A 19,101-nucleotide genomic window follows, 5' to 3' on the forward strand; every position below is an offset into this window, starting at 1 on the left:
TACGCGCAAGGCACGGCGGCAAGGGCAAAAGTGCTGGGCATTATAAGCATTTTTCGACACAGAGCGTTATTTGCGCTTCTGTCAAGACTGCTATTAAATGCTTCGTACTATAAGTGGTCCGTAAGTCACGGATAATGATAGGGAATCGGGCGTGCTTGGACTCTTCGGCAAGAAAGCGAATTCGCTTCTGGGGATCGACATCAGCTCTACATCGGTAAAGCTTCTGGAGCTCAGCCGCTCCGGCAACCGATACAAGGTCGAGGCCTACGCGGTTGAGCCCCTCCCGGCCAACGCGGTGGTGGAAAAGAACATTGCGGAACTCGAAGGCGTGGGCCAGGCCCTGGCACGCGTGCTGGTCAAGGCGCGCAGCAGCGCCAAGACCGCCGCCGTGGCGGTGGCCGGCTCGGCCGTGATCACCAAGACCATTGAAATGGACGCCGCGCTTTCCGAAGACGAAATGGAAAGCCAGCTCAAGGTCGAGGCCGATCAGTACATTCCCTACCCCCTGGAAGAGGTCGCCATCGACTTCGAAGTGCAGGGCTATTCGGCGCGCAACCCGGAGCGGGTGGACGTGCTGCTGGCGGCTTGCCGCAAGGAAAACGTCGAAGTGCGCGAAGCCGCCCTGGCCCTGGCGGGCCTCACCGCGCGCGTGGTCGACGTCGAGGCCTATGCCCTGGAACGGGCCTTCGGTTTGCTGGAGCCGGCCCTGGTGGATGGCGATGGGCCGCTGACCGTGGCCGTGGTGGACATCGGCGCCACCATGACCACCCTGAGCGTGCTGCACAACGGCCGTATCATCTACACCCGCGAGCAGTTGTTCGGCGGCCGCCAGCTGACCGAGGAAATCCAGCGCCGTTACGGCCTGTCGATGGAAGAGGCTGGCCTGGCCAAGAAGCAGGGTGGGCTGCCCGACGACTACGTGATGGAAGTGCTGCAACCGTTCAAGGATGCGGTGGTGCAGCAGGTGTCGCGTTCCCTGCAGTTCTTCTTCGCCGCCGGGCAGTTCAATGACGTCGACTACATCCTGTTGGCGGGGGGCACGGCCTCCATCTCAGGTCTGGACCAGTTGATCCAGCAGCGCCTGGGCACCCCGGCGATGGTGGCCAACCCCTTCGCCGACATGGCCCTGAGCAGCAAGGTCAACGCCGGCGCCCTGGCCAGCGATGCGCCAGCGCTGATGATCGCCTGCGGCCTGGCCTTGAGGAGCTTTGACTGATGGCGCGCATCAACCTGTTGCCGTGGCGCGAAGAACTGCGTGAACAGCGCAAGAAGCGCTTCCTGCTGGCCTTGGCCGGCGTCATGGTGGGCGGCATTGGCATCATCCTGCTCGCCGACCAGTACTACAGCCATGCCATCGACCGGCAGAACGCCCGCAACGCCTATATCCAGAAGGAAATAGCGGTGCTGGACGAGCGCATCAAACAGATCGCCGAGCTCAAGGCTCGGCGCAAGCAGCTGGTGGAACGGATGAAGATCATCCAGGACCTGCAGGCCAACCGGCCGATCATTGGCCACCTGTTCGACCAGTTGGCTCGCACCCTGCCCGATGGCGTGTATTTCACCGATGTGAAGATGACGGACAAGACCATTGCCGTGTCCGGCTCGGCGGAATCCAACAATCGTGTATCGGACTTGATGCGCAACATGGAAGCATCGCCGTGGCTGAGCGCGCCCAGCCTGACCGAAGTCAAGGCCAAGCAGGGCGCCGACCAGCAGCCCCAGCAGAGCAACAACTTCCAGTTGTCGGTGCGCCAGACCGTGCCGGGTACCGGGGAGAAGGCCAAATGAATTTCTCCGAATGGCTCGAAGGCCTGAAAAAGATCAACCTCAGCGAGCTGGACATCAACAACCTGGGCGCCTGGCCGCCGGCGATCAAGACCCTGGCAGGGGCGTTGCTGCTGATCCTCATACTGGCCTTGGGCTACAACTTCCATATCAGCGACATGGGTGACCAGCTCGACCAGGCGCGCAACCAGGAGCAGACCCTCAAGGATCAGTTCGCCAGCAAGGCCTTCCAGGCGGCGAACCTGGAGGCCTATACCCAGCAGATGAAGGAAATGGAGATTTCCTTCGGCGCCATGCTGCGCCAGCTGCCCAGCGACACCGAGGTGCCTGGCTTGCTGGAAGACATTACCCGCACGGGCCTGGGCAGTGGTCTTGAGTTCGAGGAAATCAAGCTGTTGCCCGAGGTAACCCAGCAGTTCTACATAGAGCTGCCGATCCAGATCACCGTGACCGGCAACTACCACGACCTGGGCACCTTCGTCAGTGGCGTCTCCAGCCTGCCGCGCATCGTTACCCTGCATGATTTCGAGGTCAAACCGGTGGTCGACGGCAACACCACGCTGCTGCGCATGAATATCGTGGCCAAGACCTACCGCTACAACGACAGCGACAAAGCCAAGGCCCAAGGCCAGGCCCAGGACAAGGGAGCGGCCAAATGAGGGCAGTGTGCAGCCTTGTGCTGATTGCGTTCCTTGCCCTGCTGGGCGGCTGTGGCAATGGCGACTTCGATGACCTCAAGGCCTACATGGATGAGGTCAAGGCGCGCCCCAAGGGGGCCATCGAGCCTATCCCGCAGTTTGCTCCCTACGAGCCCTTCTCCTACCAGGCCGCGGCCTTGCGCAGCCCGTTCCAGCCGGCAGTCAAGATCGACCTTGCGCACCGGCAGAATGGCGGCAAGCAGGTCAAGCCCGACCCGACCCGGGTCAAGCAGTTCCTGGAAGGGTTCAACATCGAACAATTTGAAATGGTCGGCACGCTGGCCAATGAAACCGGCAAGTTCGCCCTGATGAAAGGGGCGAGCGGGGTTTACCGAATGAAGGTGGGGGATTATCTGGGGCGTAACGAGGGCCGAATCGTGGCGATCACCGATTCGCAGGTCGATATCGTCGAGATTGTCCCCGATGGCGAAGGCGGCTGGCTGGAACGGCCACGCACCATCACTTTGAAAGAACGCTCGTAATGGGCCTGGTCAAGCACGCATAGTGGAACTCGATAATGAATAGGATGCTTTCAGCCCTTGGTCTCACGCTATGGATGGCGCTGCTTTCGCCCGCCGTGATGGCGGCCACCCTGAAAACGCTGGATGTGGCGGCGTTGCCGGGGGACCGGGTCGAGCTCAAGCTGACTTTCGATACCCCGGTGCCGGCCCCACGCGGCTACACCACCGACCAGCCCGCCCGTATCGCCCTGGACCTTCCCGGCGTGAACAACGGGCTGTCCACCAAAACCCGTGACCTGGGCGTGGGCAATGCCCGTAGCGTCACCGTGGTGCAGGCCAGCGACCGTACCCGGCTGATCATCAACCTGACCAACCTGGCGCCCTATGGCACTCGGGTTGAAGGCAACAACCTGTACGTGATGATCGGCCAGGGCGCCAATAGCCTGGAGGGCAATGCAGCGGCCCCTGCGGGCGCCAGCGTGGCGCCACGCGCGGCCGTCGCCAGCGCGGCGCCTTCGCGGCCGGCCTATGCCCAACCGGCTGGCCGGGCCATTCGCAATGTCGATTTCCAGCGCGGTGCCCAGGGCGAAGGCAATGTGGTCATCGACCTCAGCGATGCCACCCTCAGTCCCGATATCCAGGAGCAGGGCAACAAGATCGTCCTGACGTTCCCCAAGACCCAGCTGCCAGACCCTTTGCGGGTGCGCCTGGACGTCAAGGATTTCGCCACGCCGGTGCAGTTCGTCAACTCGACCGTTTCGGCTGACACCGCCACCGTTACCATCGAGCCGGGTGGCACCTTCGATTATTCGGTGTTCCAGACCGACAACAAGCTGACCGTCAGCGTGCGTGAGGTGACCGCCGAGGACATCGCCCGCAAGAATGCCGACCGTTTTGTGTACACCGGCCAGAAGCTGTCGCTCAACTTCCAGGATATCGACGTGCGCTCGGTGCTGCAGTTGATCGCGGACTTCACCAACCTCAACCTGGTGGCCAGCGACACCGTTCAGGGCGGCATCACCCTGCGCCTGCAGAATGTGCCGTGGGACCAGGCCCTGGATCTGGTGCTCAAGACCAAGAACCTGGACAAGCGCAAGGTGGGCAACGTGCTGCTGGTGGCCCCGGCCGCCGAGATCGCCGCGCGTGAGCGTCAGGAGCTGGAGTCGCAGAAGCAGATCGAGGAACTGGCGCCCCTGCGCCGTGAACTGTTGCAGGTCAACTATGCCAAGGCGGCCGACATCGCCAAACTGTTCCAGTCGGTCACCAATGCCAAGGCCACGACCGATGAGCGCGGCTCGATTACCGTGGATGAGCGCACCAACAACATCATCGCTTACCAGACCCAGGACCGCCTCGACGAACTGCGGCGCATCGTTGCGCAATTGGATATTCCGGTTCGCCAGGTCATGATCGAGGCGCGCATCGTCGAGGCCAATGTCAACTACGACAAGAGCCTGGGCGTGAGCTGGAGCGGCGCCACCAATGGGACTGGCAACAACCGCTGGACCGTCGCCGGCACCCAGACCACCAGCACCAACACCTTCGTCGACCTGGGCGCCACCAGCGCCACCTCGGGTATCGGCCTGGGCTACGTGTCCAACAACCTGACACTGGACCTGCAGCTCAGCGCGATGGAGGCCAGCGGCAACGGCGAAGTGGTGTCGCAGCCCAAGGTCGTGACCTCCGACAAGGAAACCGCGCGGATCATCAAGGGTACCGAAGTGCCGTACCAGGAATCCTCTTCCAGCGGCGCTACCTCGGTGTCGTTCAAGGAGGCTTCGCTGTCGCTGGAAGTGACACCGCAGATCACCCCTGACAACCGCATCATCATGGATGTGAAGGTCAACAAGGATGAACCTGACTATGCCAACGAGCTCAACGGCGTACCGCCCATCAAGAAGAACGAGGTGAAGGCGAAGGTCCTCGTCAATGATGGCGAAACAGTGGTAATCGGGGGTGTTTTCTCCAATACCCAAACAAAAACCACCGCGAAGGTGCCATTTCTTGGTGATGTGCCGTATCTTGGCCGCCTGTTTCGATCGGATACCGTGTCCGAGGAAAAAACCGAGCTGTTGGTGTTCCTCACTCCGCGTATCATGAATAACCAGGCGATTGCTGTGAGTCGTTGATTCCGTGCGAAATTTGATACTTGTAGGGCCAATGGGTGCTGGTAAGAGCACCATTGGTCGATTGCTGGCCAAAGAGCTGCGGTTGCCGTTCAAGGATTCCGACAAGGAAATTGAGCTGCGGACCGGGGCGAACATTCCATGGATCTTCGACCAGGAAGGCGAAGCCGGTTTTCGTGACCGAGAGCAGGCCATGCTGGCCGAGCTTTCCGGCTACGATGGATTGGTGCTGGCCACCGGCGGTGGCGCGGTGATGCGCGGTGAAAACCGCCTGACCATGCGCGCTGGCGGCCGCGTGGTGTACCTGCATGCATCGGTGGCGCAGCAGGTAGGCCGTACCGCCCGGGATCGGAACCGGCCTTTGTTGCAGACCGCAGACCCGGCGGGCACCTTGCGCGCGTTGTTCGCGATTCGCGACCCGCTCTATCGCGAGATCGCCGACCTGGTGGTGGAGACCGACGAGCGGCCGCCACGCATGGTGGTACTGGACATTCTGGAGCGCCTGGCGCAGTTGCCGCCACGCTGAAACGAATCGTCATGGAGCGCTGGCCCAAATGCGCTATTCTCGGCATCCTCCCGGCTTGCCAGCCGGGGGCATGTCGACAGACAATAAAACCTGAGACAGGGCGTCGCGCCCGGCATCACTGTGGGGAAACATGCAGACACTTAAGGTCGAACTGGGCGAGCGTAGCTACCCGATCTACATTGGCGAAGGCCTGCTGGGCCAGCCTGAACTGCTGGCGCCGCACATTGCCGGGCGCCAGGTGGCCATCGTCACCAATGAGACCGTCGGCCCCCTGTACCTTGAACAACTGAGCCGCGCCCTGGGCGCTTACTCGGTGATGTCGGTGGCCCTGCCTGACGGCGAGGCCTACAAGAACTGGGAAACCCTGCAGTTGATCTTCGACGCGCTGCTCACGGCCCGTCACGACCGCCGCACCACCATCATCGCCCTGGGCGGCGGCGTGGTCGGCGACATGGCCGGTTTCGCCGCGGCCTGCTACCAGCGCGGTGTCGACTTCATTCAGGTGCCTACCACCCTGTTGTCGCAAGTCGACTCGTCGGTGGGTGGCAAGACCGGCATCAACCACCCCCTGGGCAAGAACATGGTAGGCGCCTTCTACCAGCCCAATGCCGTGGTCATCGATACTGCCAGCCTCAAGAGCCTGCCAGAACGCGAACTGTCGGCGGGCCTGGCCGAGGTCATCAAGTACGGCCTGATCTGCGATGAGCCTTTCCTGGGGTGGCTGGAAGACAATGTGGACGCCCTGCGCGCCGTTGACCAGGCAGCCCTGACCTACGCCATCAAGCGTTCCTGCGAGGCCAAGGCCGAAGTGGTGAATGCCGATGAACGCGAGACCGGCGTGCGCGCCACCCTCAACCTGGGCCACACCTTCGGCCACGCCATCGAGACCCAGATGGGCTACGGTGTATGGCTGCACGGCGAGGCCGTGGCGGCAGGCACGGTGATGGCCCTGGAAATGTCCATGCGCCTGGGCTGGATCAGCCAGCAGGCCCGCGACCGCGGCATTCGCCTGATGCAGCGCGCCGGCCTGCCGGTGGTACCGCCGGCGGACATGACCGCCGAACAGTTTCTCCAGCATATGGCCGTCGACAAGAAAGTGATCGACGGTCGCATGCGCCTGGTGTTGTTGCGCCACCTCGGTGAAGCCGTGGTGACCGACGATTATCCGACTGAAGTTCTTCAAGCCACGCTGGCGGCGGATTACCGCGCCATCGCGGCTTCGCTTTGAGGTAAGAGAGTTCCATGACACTGCACGCCGATGAGGCCTTTCTGGGCCACTACCAACTGGACCATGACCCCTTCGCGGCCCGGGTGCCGGGCTTCAAGTTCTTCCCGGCCCAGCGCAAGCCGGTGCTGGGGCAATTGCACCACCTGGCACGCTATAGCCAGTTGCTGCTGGTAGTGACTGGCCCGGAGGGCAGCGGCAAGACCCTGCTGCGCCAGGCGCTGGTGGCCAGCACCAACAAGCAGTCGGTGCAAAGCGTGGTGGTTTCGGCCCGCGGTGCCGGCGACGCGGCCGCGGTGCTCACCCAGGTTGCCCAGGCGCTGAATGTCGCCAAGGCCGATACCCAGCACATCCTGGCCCAGGTGGTGCAACTGGCGCTGACCGGCCAGGAGGTGTACCTGCTGGTGGACGACGCGGAACAACTTGACGAATCCGCACTCGAAGCCCTGCTGACGTTGGCAGCCGGTACCCCGGAAGGTCGCCCGCACGTGTTCCTGTTCGGCGAGGTTTCGGTACTCGACGGGCTGGAACGCCTGAGCGCCGAGCAGGAGCTGTTCCACGTTATCGAGCTGCAACCGTACAGTGTCGAGGAAACCCGCGAGTACCTGGCCCAGCGACTGGAAGGGGCCGGGCAGGGAATCCAACTCTTTACCAATGATCAGATTTCCGACATTCACGAAAACTCGGAAGGCTGGCCAGGTGCGATCAACCAGGTCGCCCGTGATGCCATGATCGAGGCCATGATCGCTAGCCGCTCTGCGGTGAAGCGTCCATCTATGGGGTTCAAAATGCCGAAAAAACACGTACTGGCACTGACCGGGGTTGTCGTGGTTGCCGTGGCAGCAGCGGCCTTGCTGCCTGGCCACAAGGCCGCCAATGCCCCCACCGCGCCGGCCACCGAGCAGGCGCAACTGCCGCTTGGCCAAGGCACGCCGAGCAACGCCCAGGCCAACCAGGACGGCAACGCCGCCATCGAGTTCGCTGGCAATTCCAAGCCCATGCCGCTGCCGCTGGTCGGCCAGTCGCAACCCGTGATGCGCGGCCCGCTGGCCGAGGCCGCGGGTTCGGGTGACGGCGACGAAGGCACGCCCATCGCCAATGGCTCTACACCGCCCCCTACCGTGACCACGTCGGCACCGCCGCCGGGTGTTCCGGCCGGCCCCGCCGCTACCCCTGTACCGGCCCCGGCACCCGTTGCGGCCGCGCGCCCAGCACCGGCCCCTGCGCCTGCCCCGGCGCACAAGGCCCCGGTACAGGTCGCTACCGCCAAGCCCGAGCACAAGCCGGTGGAGAAGAAACCCGAGCCTGTGGCCGCGGCAAAGCCCGCCGCCGGTGGCGCGGGTGCTGGCTGGTACAAGGGCCAGGCCGCTGGCAACTACGTGGTGCAGATCCTGGGCACCAGCAACGAAGCCACTGCCCAGAACTACGTGAAGGAGCAGGGTGGCGAGTACCGTTATTTCAAGAAAACCCTGCAAGGCAAACCGCTGTACGTGATCACTTACGGCAGCTTCCCGAGCCGCGATGCAGCGGTTGCCGCCATCAAGAACTTGCCAGCGAAGGTCCAGGCTGGTAAACCTTGGCCCAGAAGTGTCGCCAGCGTCCAACAAGACCTGGCATCGACGCGCTGAATGCCTCCAGGCCGTGACCCTACTGCGGACACGGCCTGGCCCGGTGGCACCATCCCCGCCACCCCGCTGAGCGTCTCCTGATACGACCACGAAGCTTGCTGCGCACCACGCGGCAGGCTTTTGCGTCCCAGACTGCCCGTGGTTATCCCCATTGCAGTCCAGGCTGATAAGCTTCAGACTCAAGCAACGTTGCTATCACAACCCATTGCTTAAAACTTATAGAATTGCGACATGATTTTGTGCGGGATCGCCGCTCAAATTTGTGGGCGACCCTGTCGCTGTGTACAATGACCTCCCTTTTGCCCCTGCAAAGCTGGCGTACGTTCGGCGCGGTTGGTAAGCGGTTGAATTGAAAAGAATTTGCCTCCACAGGAGGCAGCCTGGTGAGAAAGTGTCTATGAAAACAGGTCTGTACCAACCCGATGAATTCAAGGACAACTGTGGTTTTGGGCTGATTGCCCATATGACTGGCGAGCCCAGTCACCACCTGTTGCAAACAGCCATCGAAGCGCTGACCTGCATGACCCACCGCGGTGGGATCAACGCGGACGGCAAGACCGGCGACGGTTGTGGCCTGCTGATGCAGAAGCCCGACCAGTTCCTGCGCGCCATGGCCCAGGAAACCTTCGGCGTCGAACTGCCCAAGCAGTACGCCGTAGGCATGGTGTTCCTGAACCAGGACGACGCCCGCGCCGAAGCTGCCCGCGAAAACATGAACCGCGAGATCCTCGCCGCTGGCCTGAAGCTGATCGGCTGGCGCCAGGTGCCGATCGACACCAGCGTGCTCGGCCGCCTGGCCTTGGAGCGCCTGCCGAAGATCGAACAGGTGTTCATTGGTGGTGAAGGCCTGAGCGATCAGGAATTCGCCATCAAGCTGTTCAGTGCCCGTCGCCGTTCGTCGGTGGCCAACGCCGCCGACACCGACCACTACATCTGCAGCTTTTCGCACAAGACCATCATCTATAAAGGCCTGATGATGCCGCGTGACCTCGCGGCCTTCTTCCCGGACCTGAGCGACGAACGCCTGCAGACCGCCATCGCGGTCTTCCACCAGCGTTTCTCCACCAACACCCTGCCGAAGTGGCCGCTGGCCCAGCCTTTCCGGTTCCTCGCCCACAACGGCGAGATCAACACCATCACTGGCAACCGCAACTGGGCCCAGGCCCGTCGCACCAAGTTCGCCAATGACCTGATCCCGGACCTGGAAGAGCTCGGCCCGCTGGTCAACCGCGTGGGCTCCGACTCCTCCAGCATGGACAATATGCTGGAGCTGATGGTCACCGGCGGCATCGACCTGTTCCGCGGCGTGCGTATGCTGATTCCGCCAGCCTGGCAGAACGTCGAGACCATGGACCCCGACCTGCGGGCGTTCTATGAGTACAACTCCATGCACATGGAGCCGTGGGACGGCCCGGCCGGCATCGTGATGACCGAGGGTCGCCACGCCGTCTGCCTGCTGGACCGCAACGGCCTGCGCCCGGCGCGCTGGGTCACCACCAAGAACGGCTACATCACCCTGGCGTCGGAGATCGGCGTGTGGGACTACAAGCCCGAGGACGTCATCGCCAAGGGCCGCGTCGGCCCGGGCCAGATCTTCGCGGTGGACACCGAGACCGGCCAGATCCTCGACACTGATGCCATCGACAACCGCCTGAAGTCGCGCCACCCGTACAAGCAGTGGCTGCGCAAAAGTGCCCTGCGCATTCAGGCCACCATGGAAGACAACGACCACGGTTCGTCCTTCTACAGCCCGGACCAGCTCAAGCAGTACATGAAAATGTACCAGGTCACCTTCGAAGAGCGTGACCAGGTGCTGCGCCCGTTGGGCGAGCAGGGTTACGAGGCCGTGGGTTCCATGGGCGACGACACGCCGATGGCGGTGCTGAGCCAGCGCGTGCGTACGCCGTACGACTACTTCCGCCAGCAGTTCGCGCAGGTCACCAACCCGCCGATCGACCCGCTGCGCGAAGCCATCGTGATGTCCCTGGAGATTTGCCTGGGCGCCGAGCGCAACATTTTCCAGGAGTCGCCTGAGCATGCTTCGCGCGTGATCCTCAGCTCGCCGGTCATTTCCCCGGCCAAGTGGCGCTCGCTGATGAACCTCGACCTGCCGGGCTTCTCCCGCCAGATCATCGACCTGAACTACGACGAGAGCGTGGGGCTGGAAGCAGCCGTGCGCAACATCGCCGACCAGGCCGAAGAAGCCGTGCGCGCCGGCCACACCCAGATCGTGCTGAGCGACCGCCACATTGCCCCAGGCAAGTTGCCGGTTCACGCTTCGCTGGCCACTGGCGCGGTGCACCACCGTCTGACCGAGAAAGGCCTGCGTTGCGACAGTAACATCCTGGTTGAAACCGCTACGGCTCGCGACCCGCACCATTTCGCCGTGCTGATCGGCTTTGGCGCCTCGGCGGTCTACCCGTTCCTGGCTTACGAAGTGCTGGGCGACCTGATCCGTACCGGTGAAGTGCTGGGCGACCTCTACGAGGTGTTCAAGAACTACCGCAAGGGCATCACCAAGGGCCTGCTCAAGATCCTGTCGAAGATGGGTATCTCCACGGTCGCGTCCTACCGCGGTGCGCAGCTGTTCGAAGCCATCGGCCTGTCCGAGGAAGTCTGCAACCTGAGCTTCCGTGGTGTGCCAAGCCGTATCAAGGGTGCGCGTTTCGTCGACATCGAAGCCGAACAGAAGGCCTTGGCTACCGAAGCCTGGAGCGCGCGCAAGCCGATCCAGCAAGGCGGGCTGCTGAAGTTCGTGCACGGTGGCGAATACCACGCCTACAACCCAGACGTGGTCAACACCCTGCAAGCCGCCGTGCAGCAGGGCGACTACGAGAAATTCAAGGAATACACCGCGCTGGTGGACAACCGCCCGGTGTCGATGATCCGCGACCTGTTCAAGGTCAAGGAGCTGGACACCCCGCTGGCCATCGACGAAATCGAGCCGCTGGAAGCCATTCTGCAGCGCTTCGACTCGGCGGGTATTTCCCTGGGCGCGCTATCGCCAGAGGCCCACGAGGCCCTGGCCGAGGCCATGAACCGCCTGGGTGCCCGCTCCAACTCCGGTGAGGGCGGCGAAGATCCTGCCCGCTACGGCACCATCAAAAGCTCCAAGATCAAGCAGGTTGCCACCGGCCGTTTCGGCGTGACCCCCGAGTACCTGGTCAACGCCGAAGTGCTGCAGATCAAGGTAGCCCAGGGCGCCAAGCCAGGCGAGGGCGGCCAGTTGCCAGGCGGTAAGGTCAACGGCCTGATCGCCAAGCTGCGCTATGCGGTTCCAGGCGTGACCCTGATCTCGCCACCGCCGCACCACGACATCTACTCGATCGAAGATTTGTCGCAGCTGATTTTCGACCTGAAACAGGTCAACCCTCAGGCGCTGGTTTCGGTGAAACTGGTGGCCGAGGCGGGCGTGGGCACCATCGCCGCCGGCGTGGCCAAGGCCTATGCCGACCTGATCACCATCTCCGGCTATGACGGCGGTACCGGCGCATCGCCGCTGACCTCCATCAAGTACGCGGGCGCACCGTGGGAACTGGGCCTGGCCGAGACCCACCAGACCCTGCGTGGCAACGACTTGCGCGGCAAGGTGCGGGTACAGACCGACGGCGGCCTGAAAACCGGCCTCGACGTGATCAAGGCAGCCATCCTCGGCGCCGAGAGCTTCGGCTTCGGCACCGCGCCGATGATCGCCCTGGGCTGCAAATACCTGCGCATCTGCCACCTGAACAACTGCGCCACCGGCGTGGCTACCCAGAACGACAAGCTGCGCAAGGACCACTACATCGGCACCGTCGACATGGTCATCAACTTCTTCACTTACGTGGCAGAAGAGACACGCGAATGGCTGGCCAGGCTGGGCGTGCGCTCGCTGGGCGAGCTGATCGGCCGTACCGACCTGCTCGAAGTGCTGGAAGGCCAGACCGCCAAGCAGAACCACCTGGACCTGACGCCGTTGCTGGGCAGCTCGCACATTCCGGCCGACAAGCCGCAGTTCTGCGAGGTGGACCGCAACCCGCCGTTCGACCAGGGGCTGCTTGCCGAGCAGATGGTCGACCTGGCCAAGGCCGCCATCGCTGGCAAGACCGGCGGCGACTACAGCCTGGATATCTGCAACTGCGACCGTTCCATCGGTGCGCGCATCTCGGGTGAGATCGCCCGTGCCTATGGCAATCAGGGCATGGCCGGGGCGCCGATCACCTTCCGCTTCAACGGTACCGCGGGCCAGAGCTTCGGCGTATGGAACGCCGGTGGCCTGAACATGTACCTGGAAGGCGATGCCAACGACTACGTGGGCAAGGGCATGACTGGCGGCAAGCTGGTCATCGTTCCGCCAAAAGGCAGCCCGTTCAAGACTCAGGAAAGCGCCATCATCGGCAACACCTGCCTGTACGGCGCCACCGGCGGCAAGCTGTTCGCCGCAGGCACCGCAGGCGAGCGTTTCGCCGTGCGCAACTCCGGTGCCCACACCGTGGTGGAAGGCACTGGCGATCACTGCTGCGAATACATGACCGGTGGTTTCGTCTGCGTGTTGGGCAAGACCGGCTACAACTTCGGCTCCGGCATGACCGGTGGTTTCGCCTACGTGCTGGACCTGGACAACACCTTCGTTGACCGCGTCAACCACGAGCTGGTGGAAATCCAGCGCATCAGCGGCGAAGCGATGGAGGCCTACCGTAGCCACATCGAACGCGTGCTGGCCGAATACGTGGCAGAAACCGACAGCGAGTGGGGCCGTAACGTCTGGGAAAACCTGGATGACTACCTGCGCCGTTTCTGGTTGGTCAAGCCCAAGGCTGCCAGCTTGAAATCGTTGCTCACCAGCACCCGTGCCAACCCGCAGTGATATGCGCCTGAAGAAGTTGATGAGGTTTTAAAATGGCTGAACGTCTGAATAATGACTTCCAGTTCATCGAGGTCGGGCGCAAGGATCCGAAGAAGAAACTGTTGCGTCAGCGCAAGAAAGAGTTCGTGGAAATCTACGAACCCTTCAAACCCCAGCAGTCGGCCGACCAGGCCCACCGCTGCCTGGGTTGCGGTAACCCGTATTGCGAATGGAAGTGCCCGGTGCACAACTTCATTCCCAACTGGCTGAAATTGGTGGCCGAGGGCAACATCCTGGCCGCCGCCGAACTGTCGCACCAGACCAACACCCTGCCGGAAGTGTGCGGCCGTGTGTGCCCGCAGGACCGCCTGTGCGAGGGTGCCTGCACCCTGAACGACGGCTTCGGCGCGGTGACCATCGGTTCGGTGGAGAAGTACATCACTGACACCGCCTTCGCCATGGGCTGGCGCCCGGACATGTCCAAGGTCAAGCCGACTGGCAAGCGTGTCGCCATCATCGGCGCCGGCCCTGCCGGCCTGGGCTGTGCCGACGTGCTGGTGCGCGGCGGCGTGACCCCGGTGGTGTTCGACAAAAACCCGGAAATCGGTGGCCTGCTGACCTTCGGCATCCCCGAGTTCAAGCTGGAAAAGACCGTGCTGAGCAATCGTCGCGAAGTCTTCACCGGCATGGGCATCGAGTTCCGCCTGAACACCGAGGTGGGCAAGGACGTGACCATGGAGCAACTGCTCGAAGAATACGATGCCGTATTCATGGGCATGGGCACCTACACCTACATGAAGGGCGGCTTCCCGGGTGAAGACCTGCCGGGCGTGCACGATGCGCTGGACTTCCTGATCGCCAACGTCAACCGCAACCTGGGCTTTGAAAAGTCGCCGGAAGACTTTGTCGATATGAAAGGCAAGAAGGTCGTGGTACTGGGCGGTGGCGACACGGCGATGGACTGCAACCGCACGTCCATCCGCCAGGGCGCCAAGGCCGTTACCTGTGCTTACCGCCGTGACGAAGCGAACATGCCGGGCTCGCGCAAAGAGGTGAAGAACGCCAAGGAAGAGGGTGTGAAGTTCCTCTACAACCGCCAGCCCATCGCCATTGTGGGTGAAGACAAGGTCGAAGGCGTGAAGGTGGTCGAGACCCGCCTTGGCGAGCCTGATGCCCGTGGCCGTCGCAGCCCCGAGCCGATCCCCGGTTCCGAAGAGATCATCCCGGCCGACGCCGTGGTCATCGCCTTCGGTTTCCGCCCGAGCCCGGCGCCGTGGTTCGAGCAGTTCAGCATCCAGACCGACAGCCAGGGCCGCGTGGTTGCCCCGGAACAAGGCAAGTTCAAGCACCAGACCAGCAACCCGAAGATCTTCGCCGGCGGCGACATGGTCCGCGGTTCGGACCTGGTGGTCACGGCTATCTTCGAAGGCCGCAACGCCGCCGAAGGTATCCTGGACTATCTGGAAGTGTGATGCCCCCCGTGGGACCGGGCGAAGCTCGGGAAACAGCCACCGCGCAGTCCCAGTGACCATGCGGGGCGGTCTTCCCGAGCTTCGCCCGGTCCCACAAATCGCCCCGATAGATAAAAGGCACGGCCCACGCCGTGCCTTTTGCGTTCCAGTCTGGGAAAATGCCGGCACTTATCTGCCGGATGCTCCCATGACTGCCCTGAAGAACGACCGTTTCCTCCGTGCCCTGCTCAAGCAACCTGTCGACGTCACCCCCGTGTGGATGATGCGTCAGGCCGGTCGCTACCTGCCTGAATACCGCGCCAGCCGCGCCAAGGCCGGTGATTTCATGAGCCTGTGCATGAACCCGGCGTTCGCCTGCGAGGTCACCCTGCAGCCGCTGGAGCGCTACCCGCTGGACGCGGCCATCCTGTTCTCCGACATCCTCACCATCCCGGACGCCATGGGCCAGGGCCTGTACTTCGAGACCGGCGAAGGCCCGCGCTTCAGGAAAGTGGTCAGCACCCTGGCCGACATCGAAGCCCTGCCTGTCCCCGACCCGCAAAAAGACCTGGGCTACGTGATGGACGCCGTCAGCACCATCCGCCGCGAGCTCAACGGCCGCGTGCCGCTGATTGGCTTCTCGGGCAGCCCCTGGACCCTGGCCACCTACATGGTCGAAGGCGGCTCGTCGAAAGACTTCCGCAAGACCAAGGCCATGCTTTACGACAACCCCCAGGCCATGCACCTGCTGCTGGACAAGCTGGCCCAGTCGGTCACCAGCTACCTCAACGGCCAGATCCTGGCTGGCGCCCAGGCGGTGCAGATCTTCGACACCTGGGGCGGCAACCTGTCGGCCGCGGCGTACCAGGAGTTCTCCCTGGCCTACATGAAGAAAATCGTCAGCGGCCTGATTCGCGAACACGAAGGCCGCAAGGTGCCGGTCATCCTGTTCACCAAGAACGGCGGCCTGTGGCTGGAAAGCATCGCCGACGCTGGCGCCGATGCCCTGGGCCTGGACTGGACGTGCGACCTGGGCGAAGCCCGTCGCCGCGTGGGCAACAAGGTGGCCCTGCAAGGTAACATGGACCCGACCGTACTGTACGCCAAGCCCGAAGCCATCCGTGCTGAAGTGGCGCGTATCCTGGCCAGCTACGGCAACGGCACGGGCCACGTGTTCAACCTGGGCCACGGCATCACCCCGGAAGTGGACCCGGAGCATGCTGGTGCTTTCATCAACGCGGTGCACGAGTTCTCGGCGCAGTACCACCAGTAAGCGCGTCCTGAACCCAACAAGCGCCCGGCCCATGCCGGGCGTTTTTGGTACGGGCGTCATAAAAATTCACGATCAAGAAGCATTTCCATCTGGCATTTGCGGTAGCATTCCGTCTCCGCAAAAAAGGTGGCCTAATCATGGCATCGAAAATCTATTCGCCAGCCCAGGTGCTGCTGCACTGGCTGTCGGCAGCGTTCATCCTCTGGGCGTTGGTGATGGGCTTCTCGGTGATGCTGCTGGACGTTACCCCGGGCTTCAAGGCGACCATCGCCGGCCTCAACGTCTCCTTGTCGATCCTGTTCATTCCCGTGTTCGCCCTGCGCACCTGGTTGCGCCTGGGGCACGTACGCCGCTATGGCCACCGCCCGGGCGAACAGGTGGCCGGGGTTATCCACAACGTCATCTACGCCGTCACCGCCCTGGTACTGCTGACGGGCGTGCTGATGATGGACCGGCCCATCCAGGTGTTCGACTGGCTGACCTTGCCGCAACCCATCCTTGACCCCGAGTGGGATCACCGCTTCCACACCCTGCACGCCGGCTGCAATGTGCTGCTGGGGCTGCTGGTGGCGTTGCATGTGCTGGCGGTGGTCAAGCATGAGGCGGTGGGGAAGCCGGTTCTGCGGCGTATGCTGGTCACTCGCTAAACACCGGGACATTGCTGCTACAAGGCTCGCGTAGCAGCGGACCTGGCCGCGTCACTGACGCCGCGCTGCATCAGGTATACCGCATGTGCCGCCGACGCGGCCGGGTCCGCTGCTACACGGCCGGCGCACAACTTTCCAATCAGGCTTTGCCCAGCGCTAACGGCGCCAACTTCGCCAACCGCGCCGCCACCATCAGCGCCACCACCAGCAATGCCCCGATAAACGCCCCAACTCCATTCCACCCGCCATAGTTCCAAGCCACCCCGCCCAAGGTTCCCGCCACGCTGGACCCCACGTAATAACTGAACAGGTACAGCGATGAAGCCTGCCCCTTGGCCTTGGTAGCCCGGCGGCCGATCCAGCTGCTGGCCACCGAGTGGGCGCCGAAGAAGCCGAAGGTGAACATCAGCATGCCGACGATGATCACCGGCAACGGGCTGAGCAGGGTGGCCAGCAGGCCGGCGAACATCAGGGTGATGCTCATCCAGAACACTTTGCGCCGGCCATGCTGGTCGGCCAGGGCGCCAACCTTGGCCGAGCTGTAGATGCCCGCCAGGTACACCACCGACAGCAGGCCCACCAGCGCCTGGCTCATGTGGTACGGGCCGGCCAGCAGGCGGTAGCCGATGTAGTTGAACAGGGTGACGAAGGCGCCCATCAACAGGAAGGCTTCAAGAAACAGCCACGGCAGGCCGGCGTCCTTGAAGTGCATGGTGAAGCCTTCCAGCAGGCCCCGCGGGTTCATTTTGCGCGGACGGAAGTTGCGCGACTGCGGGAGGATTTTCACGAACACCAGGGCCGCGATCAGCGCTAGGCCGCCGATGACCAGCATCGCCGTGTGCCAGCTGACGAAGTCGATCAGCACGCCGCTGATCAAGCGTCCGCTCATGCCGCCGATGGCGTTGCCGCCGATGTACAGGCCCATGGCCAAGCCAATGTGCTGGGGGTGAATCTCTTCGCTCAGGTAGGTCATGGCCACGGCCGCCAAACCGCTGAGGGACAGCCCCGTCAGGGCGCGCATCACCAACACGCCTTGCCAGGTGGGCATCAAGGCGCTGGCCAGCGTGCACAGGGCAGCGGCGAACAGCGCGAAGACCATCACCGGCTTGCGGCCAATGGCGTCGGAGATGGGCCCGGTAATCAGCAGCCCGATGGCCAGCATGCCGGTGGACACTGACAGGATCAGGCTGCTTTGCGCGGCATTGATGCCAAACTCGTGGGACAGGATCGGCATCATCGGCTGCACGCAGTACAGCAGCGCGAAGGTGGCGAAGCCACCGGAGAACAGCGCCAGCACGGTACGCATGAACAGCGGTGTGCCTTTCTCGATATAGGCCTCGCTCAGGTCCGCAGCGACCTCGGCGAGGGTGGTAGGGGGTATTGCTTGATGCTGGGGTGCAGCGGCAGTTTTCACGCGGGCCTCGGTAGGGTGCGACCGATTGGAAGGTAGGAAAAAGCTTATAGCTGGCTAATCATTCTTTCCAATATATTGTTCGACCTGTTTGATAGCTTTAACGACTTGATCGAGGGCGCCATGGAACTGCGACACCTGCGTTATTTCATTGCCGTGGCCGAAGAGCTGCATTTCGGCCGTGCAGCAGAGGTGCTGGGCATCTCCCAGCCACCACTCAGCCAGCAGATCCAGGCACTTGAACAGGAAGTAGGGGCGCGGCTGTTCGAGCGTACCAACCGTCGGGTGGCACTGAGCGAAGCTGGGCGGTTGTTCCTGGAGGAAGCGCGGCTGGTGTTGGCGCAGGTGGACAAAGCTGCGAACGTGGCCCGGCGTGCGCAGTTGGGCGAGCTGGGGGAGATGAAGATCGGTTTCACCTCATCGGCGCCGTTCAATTCCGGCATTCCCAAGGCGATCTACGCTTTTCGTCAGGCCTTCCCGGCCGTGCACCTGAACCTCGAAGAGATGAGCAGCAAGGGCGTGGCCGATGCATTGGTGGATGAGACCATTGAGGTAGGTCTGATTCGCCCGTTACCACTGCCTGATTCGCTGACCTGGGTAGAGCTGTTCAGCGAGCCTCTGGTGGCACTGCTCAACGCCGACCACCCCCTGGCGCAGGATAGCGAGGCGGGCTTGTACATGAATGCCCTGGCCGAAGAACCGTTCGTGTTCTTCCCCCGCAGCTATGGCAGCGGGTTATACGCGCAGTTGATCAGCCTGGCGACCCAGGCTGGCTTCAGCCCGCACTTCGCCCAGGAGGCTGGCGAGGCCATGACCATCATTGGCCTGGTGTCGGCCGGCCTGGGGGTGTCGGTGCTGCCGGCCTCATACCAGTCCATGCGCATCGAGGGGGTGGTGTACCGCAAATTGCTGGACCCCGAGGCGGTAACGTCGGTGTGGCTTGTGCAGCGCAAAGCCAATACATCCGCCATGGCCAAGGCCTTTGTGGACATCGTGACGCGACAGTCAACCCGTTAACAAATGGTCGAAACGGTGCGTTCAAGTT

General features: G+C 62.9%; 14 protein-coding genes. 13 read left to right on the plus strand and 1 reads right to left on the minus strand.

The window, feature by feature from the left end; all coding sequences use genetic code 11:
- The first annotated feature begins 151 nt into the window (after positions 1-151).
- From HWQ56_RS02320 to HWQ56_RS02375, 12 genes are all read left to right on the plus strand, one after another.
- On the plus strand, positions 152-1,216 hold the full coding sequence (locus HWQ56_RS02320) for a pilus assembly protein PilM (RefSeq protein WP_158154473.1): 1,065 nt from the start codon (positions 152-154) through the stop codon (positions 1,214-1,216).
- The gene (locus tag HWQ56_RS02325; protein WP_158154472.1) at positions 1,216-1,788 is read left to right on the plus strand and encodes a PilN domain-containing protein; all 573 of its coding nucleotides are present in this window, start codon (positions 1,216-1,218) and stop codon (positions 1,786-1,788) included. The genes HWQ56_RS02320 and HWQ56_RS02325 overlap by 1 nt, the downstream gene beginning before the upstream one ends.
- Positions 1,785-2,444 (plus strand): type 4a pilus biogenesis protein PilO, encoded by a 660-nt coding sequence (pilO, locus tag HWQ56_RS02330; RefSeq protein WP_158154471.1) that lies wholly within the window; start codon positions 1,785-1,787, stop codon positions 2,442-2,444. The genes HWQ56_RS02325 and pilO overlap by 4 nt, the downstream gene beginning before the upstream one ends.
- On the plus strand, positions 2,441-2,965 hold the full coding sequence (locus HWQ56_RS02335) for a pilus assembly protein PilP (RefSeq protein ID WP_158154470.1): 525 nt from the start codon (positions 2,441-2,443) through the stop codon (positions 2,963-2,965). Before pilO ends, HWQ56_RS02335 begins: the two co-directional genes overlap by 4 nt.
- Positions 2,966-3,000: 35 nt before the next feature.
- Positions 3,001-5,073, plus strand: a complete 2,073-nt coding sequence (locus tag HWQ56_RS02340; protein ID WP_158154469.1) for a type IV pilus secretin PilQ — start codon at positions 3,001-3,003, stop codon at positions 5,071-5,073.
- A gap of 4 nt (positions 5,074-5,077) precedes the next feature.
- Positions 5,078-5,596 (plus strand): shikimate kinase AroK, encoded by a 519-nt coding sequence (aroK, locus tag HWQ56_RS02345; protein ID WP_158154468.1) that lies wholly within the window; start codon positions 5,078-5,080, stop codon positions 5,594-5,596.
- Positions 5,597-5,726: 130 nt separating this feature from the next.
- Positions 5,727-6,824 carry a 3-dehydroquinate synthase gene (aroB, locus tag HWQ56_RS02350; protein WP_158154467.1) on the plus strand — a complete coding sequence of 366 codons (1,098 nt, stop codon included), beginning with the start codon at positions 5,727-5,729 and terminating at the stop codon, positions 6,822-6,824.
- Between the two features lie 14 nt (positions 6,825-6,838).
- Positions 6,839-8,449 carry an SPOR domain-containing protein gene (locus HWQ56_RS02355; protein WP_176569688.1) on the plus strand — a complete coding sequence of 537 codons (1,611 nt, stop codon included), beginning with the start codon at positions 6,839-6,841 and terminating at the stop codon, positions 8,447-8,449.
- A gap of 397 nt (positions 8,450-8,846) precedes the next feature.
- Positions 8,847-13,295 (plus strand): glutamate synthase large subunit, encoded by a 4,449-nt coding sequence (gltB, locus tag HWQ56_RS02360; protein ID WP_176569689.1) that lies wholly within the window; start codon positions 8,847-8,849, stop codon positions 13,293-13,295.
- Positions 13,296-13,327: 32 nt separating this feature from the next.
- Positions 13,328-14,746, plus strand: a complete 1,419-nt coding sequence (locus HWQ56_RS02365; RefSeq protein ID WP_158154464.1) for an FAD-dependent oxidoreductase — start codon at positions 13,328-13,330, stop codon at positions 14,744-14,746.
- A 187-nt stretch (positions 14,747-14,933) separates the two neighbouring features.
- A complete protein-coding gene (gene hemE / locus HWQ56_RS02370) occupies positions 14,934-15,998 on the plus strand; it encodes a uroporphyrinogen decarboxylase (protein WP_176569690.1) in 1,065 nt (354 codons plus the stop codon).
- A gap of 137 nt (positions 15,999-16,135) precedes the next feature.
- Positions 16,136-16,645, plus strand: coding sequence for a cytochrome b (locus tag HWQ56_RS02375; RefSeq protein WP_176569691.1), 510 nt, complete (start codon positions 16,136-16,138; stop codon positions 16,643-16,645).
- Positions 16,646-16,784: 139 nt separating this feature from the next.
- Here HWQ56_RS02375 and HWQ56_RS02380 read toward each other — a convergent pair whose 3' ends face one another.
- Positions 16,785-18,059: an MFS transporter gene (locus HWQ56_RS02380; RefSeq protein WP_176569692.1), complete on the minus strand. Its 1,275-nt coding sequence runs from the start codon at positions 18,057-18,059 to the stop codon at positions 16,785-16,787.
- Positions 18,060-18,179: 120 nt separating this feature from the next.
- Between HWQ56_RS02380 and HWQ56_RS02385 the strand changes: the two genes are divergently transcribed.
- A complete protein-coding gene (locus HWQ56_RS02385) occupies positions 18,180-19,073 on the plus strand; it encodes a LysR family transcriptional regulator (RefSeq protein ID WP_176569693.1) in 894 nt (297 codons plus the stop codon).
- The last annotated feature ends 28 nt before the right edge of the window (positions 19,074-19,101 follow it).

Origin of the sequence: Pseudomonas eucalypticola (assembly GCF_013374995.1) — a bacterium.
Lineage (GTDB): Bacteria > Pseudomonadota > Gammaproteobacteria > Pseudomonadales > Pseudomonadaceae > Aquipseudomonas > Aquipseudomonas eucalypticola.

Excerpts from the sequence above, each read along its gene's own strand:
- HWQ56_RS02325 (WP_158154472.1), top strand. The coding sequence starts at position 1,216 with ATGGCGCGCATCAACCTGTTGCCGTGGCGCGAAGAACTGCGTGAACAG.
- pilO (WP_158154471.1), top strand. The coding sequence starts at position 1,785 with ATGAATTTCTCCGAATGGCTCGAAGGCCTGAAAAAGATCAACCTCAGC.
- HWQ56_RS02335 (WP_158154470.1), top strand. The coding sequence starts at position 2,441 with ATGAGGGCAGTGTGCAGCCTTGTGCTGATTGCGTTCCTTGCCCTGCTG.
- HWQ56_RS02340 (WP_158154469.1), top strand. The coding sequence starts at position 3,001 with ATGAATAGGATGCTTTCAGCCCTTGGTCTCACGCTATGGATGGCGCTG.
- aroB (WP_158154467.1), top strand. The coding sequence starts at position 5,727 with ATGCAGACACTTAAGGTCGAACTGGGCGAGCGTAGCTACCCGATCTAC.
- HWQ56_RS02355 (WP_176569688.1), top strand. The coding sequence starts at position 6,839 with ATGACACTGCACGCCGATGAGGCCTTTCTGGGCCACTACCAACTGGAC.
- gltB (WP_176569689.1), top strand. The coding sequence starts at position 8,847 with ATGAAAACAGGTCTGTACCAACCCGATGAATTCAAGGACAACTGTGGT.
- HWQ56_RS02365 (WP_158154464.1), top strand. The coding sequence starts at position 13,328 with ATGGCTGAACGTCTGAATAATGACTTCCAGTTCATCGAGGTCGGGCGC.
- hemE (WP_176569690.1), top strand. The coding sequence starts at position 14,934 with ATGACTGCCCTGAAGAACGACCGTTTCCTCCGTGCCCTGCTCAAGCAA.
- HWQ56_RS02375 (WP_176569691.1), top strand. The coding sequence starts at position 16,136 with ATGGCATCGAAAATCTATTCGCCAGCCCAGGTGCTGCTGCACTGGCTG.
- HWQ56_RS02385 (WP_176569693.1), top strand. The coding sequence starts at position 18,180 with ATGGAACTGCGACACCTGCGTTATTTCATTGCCGTGGCCGAAGAGCTG.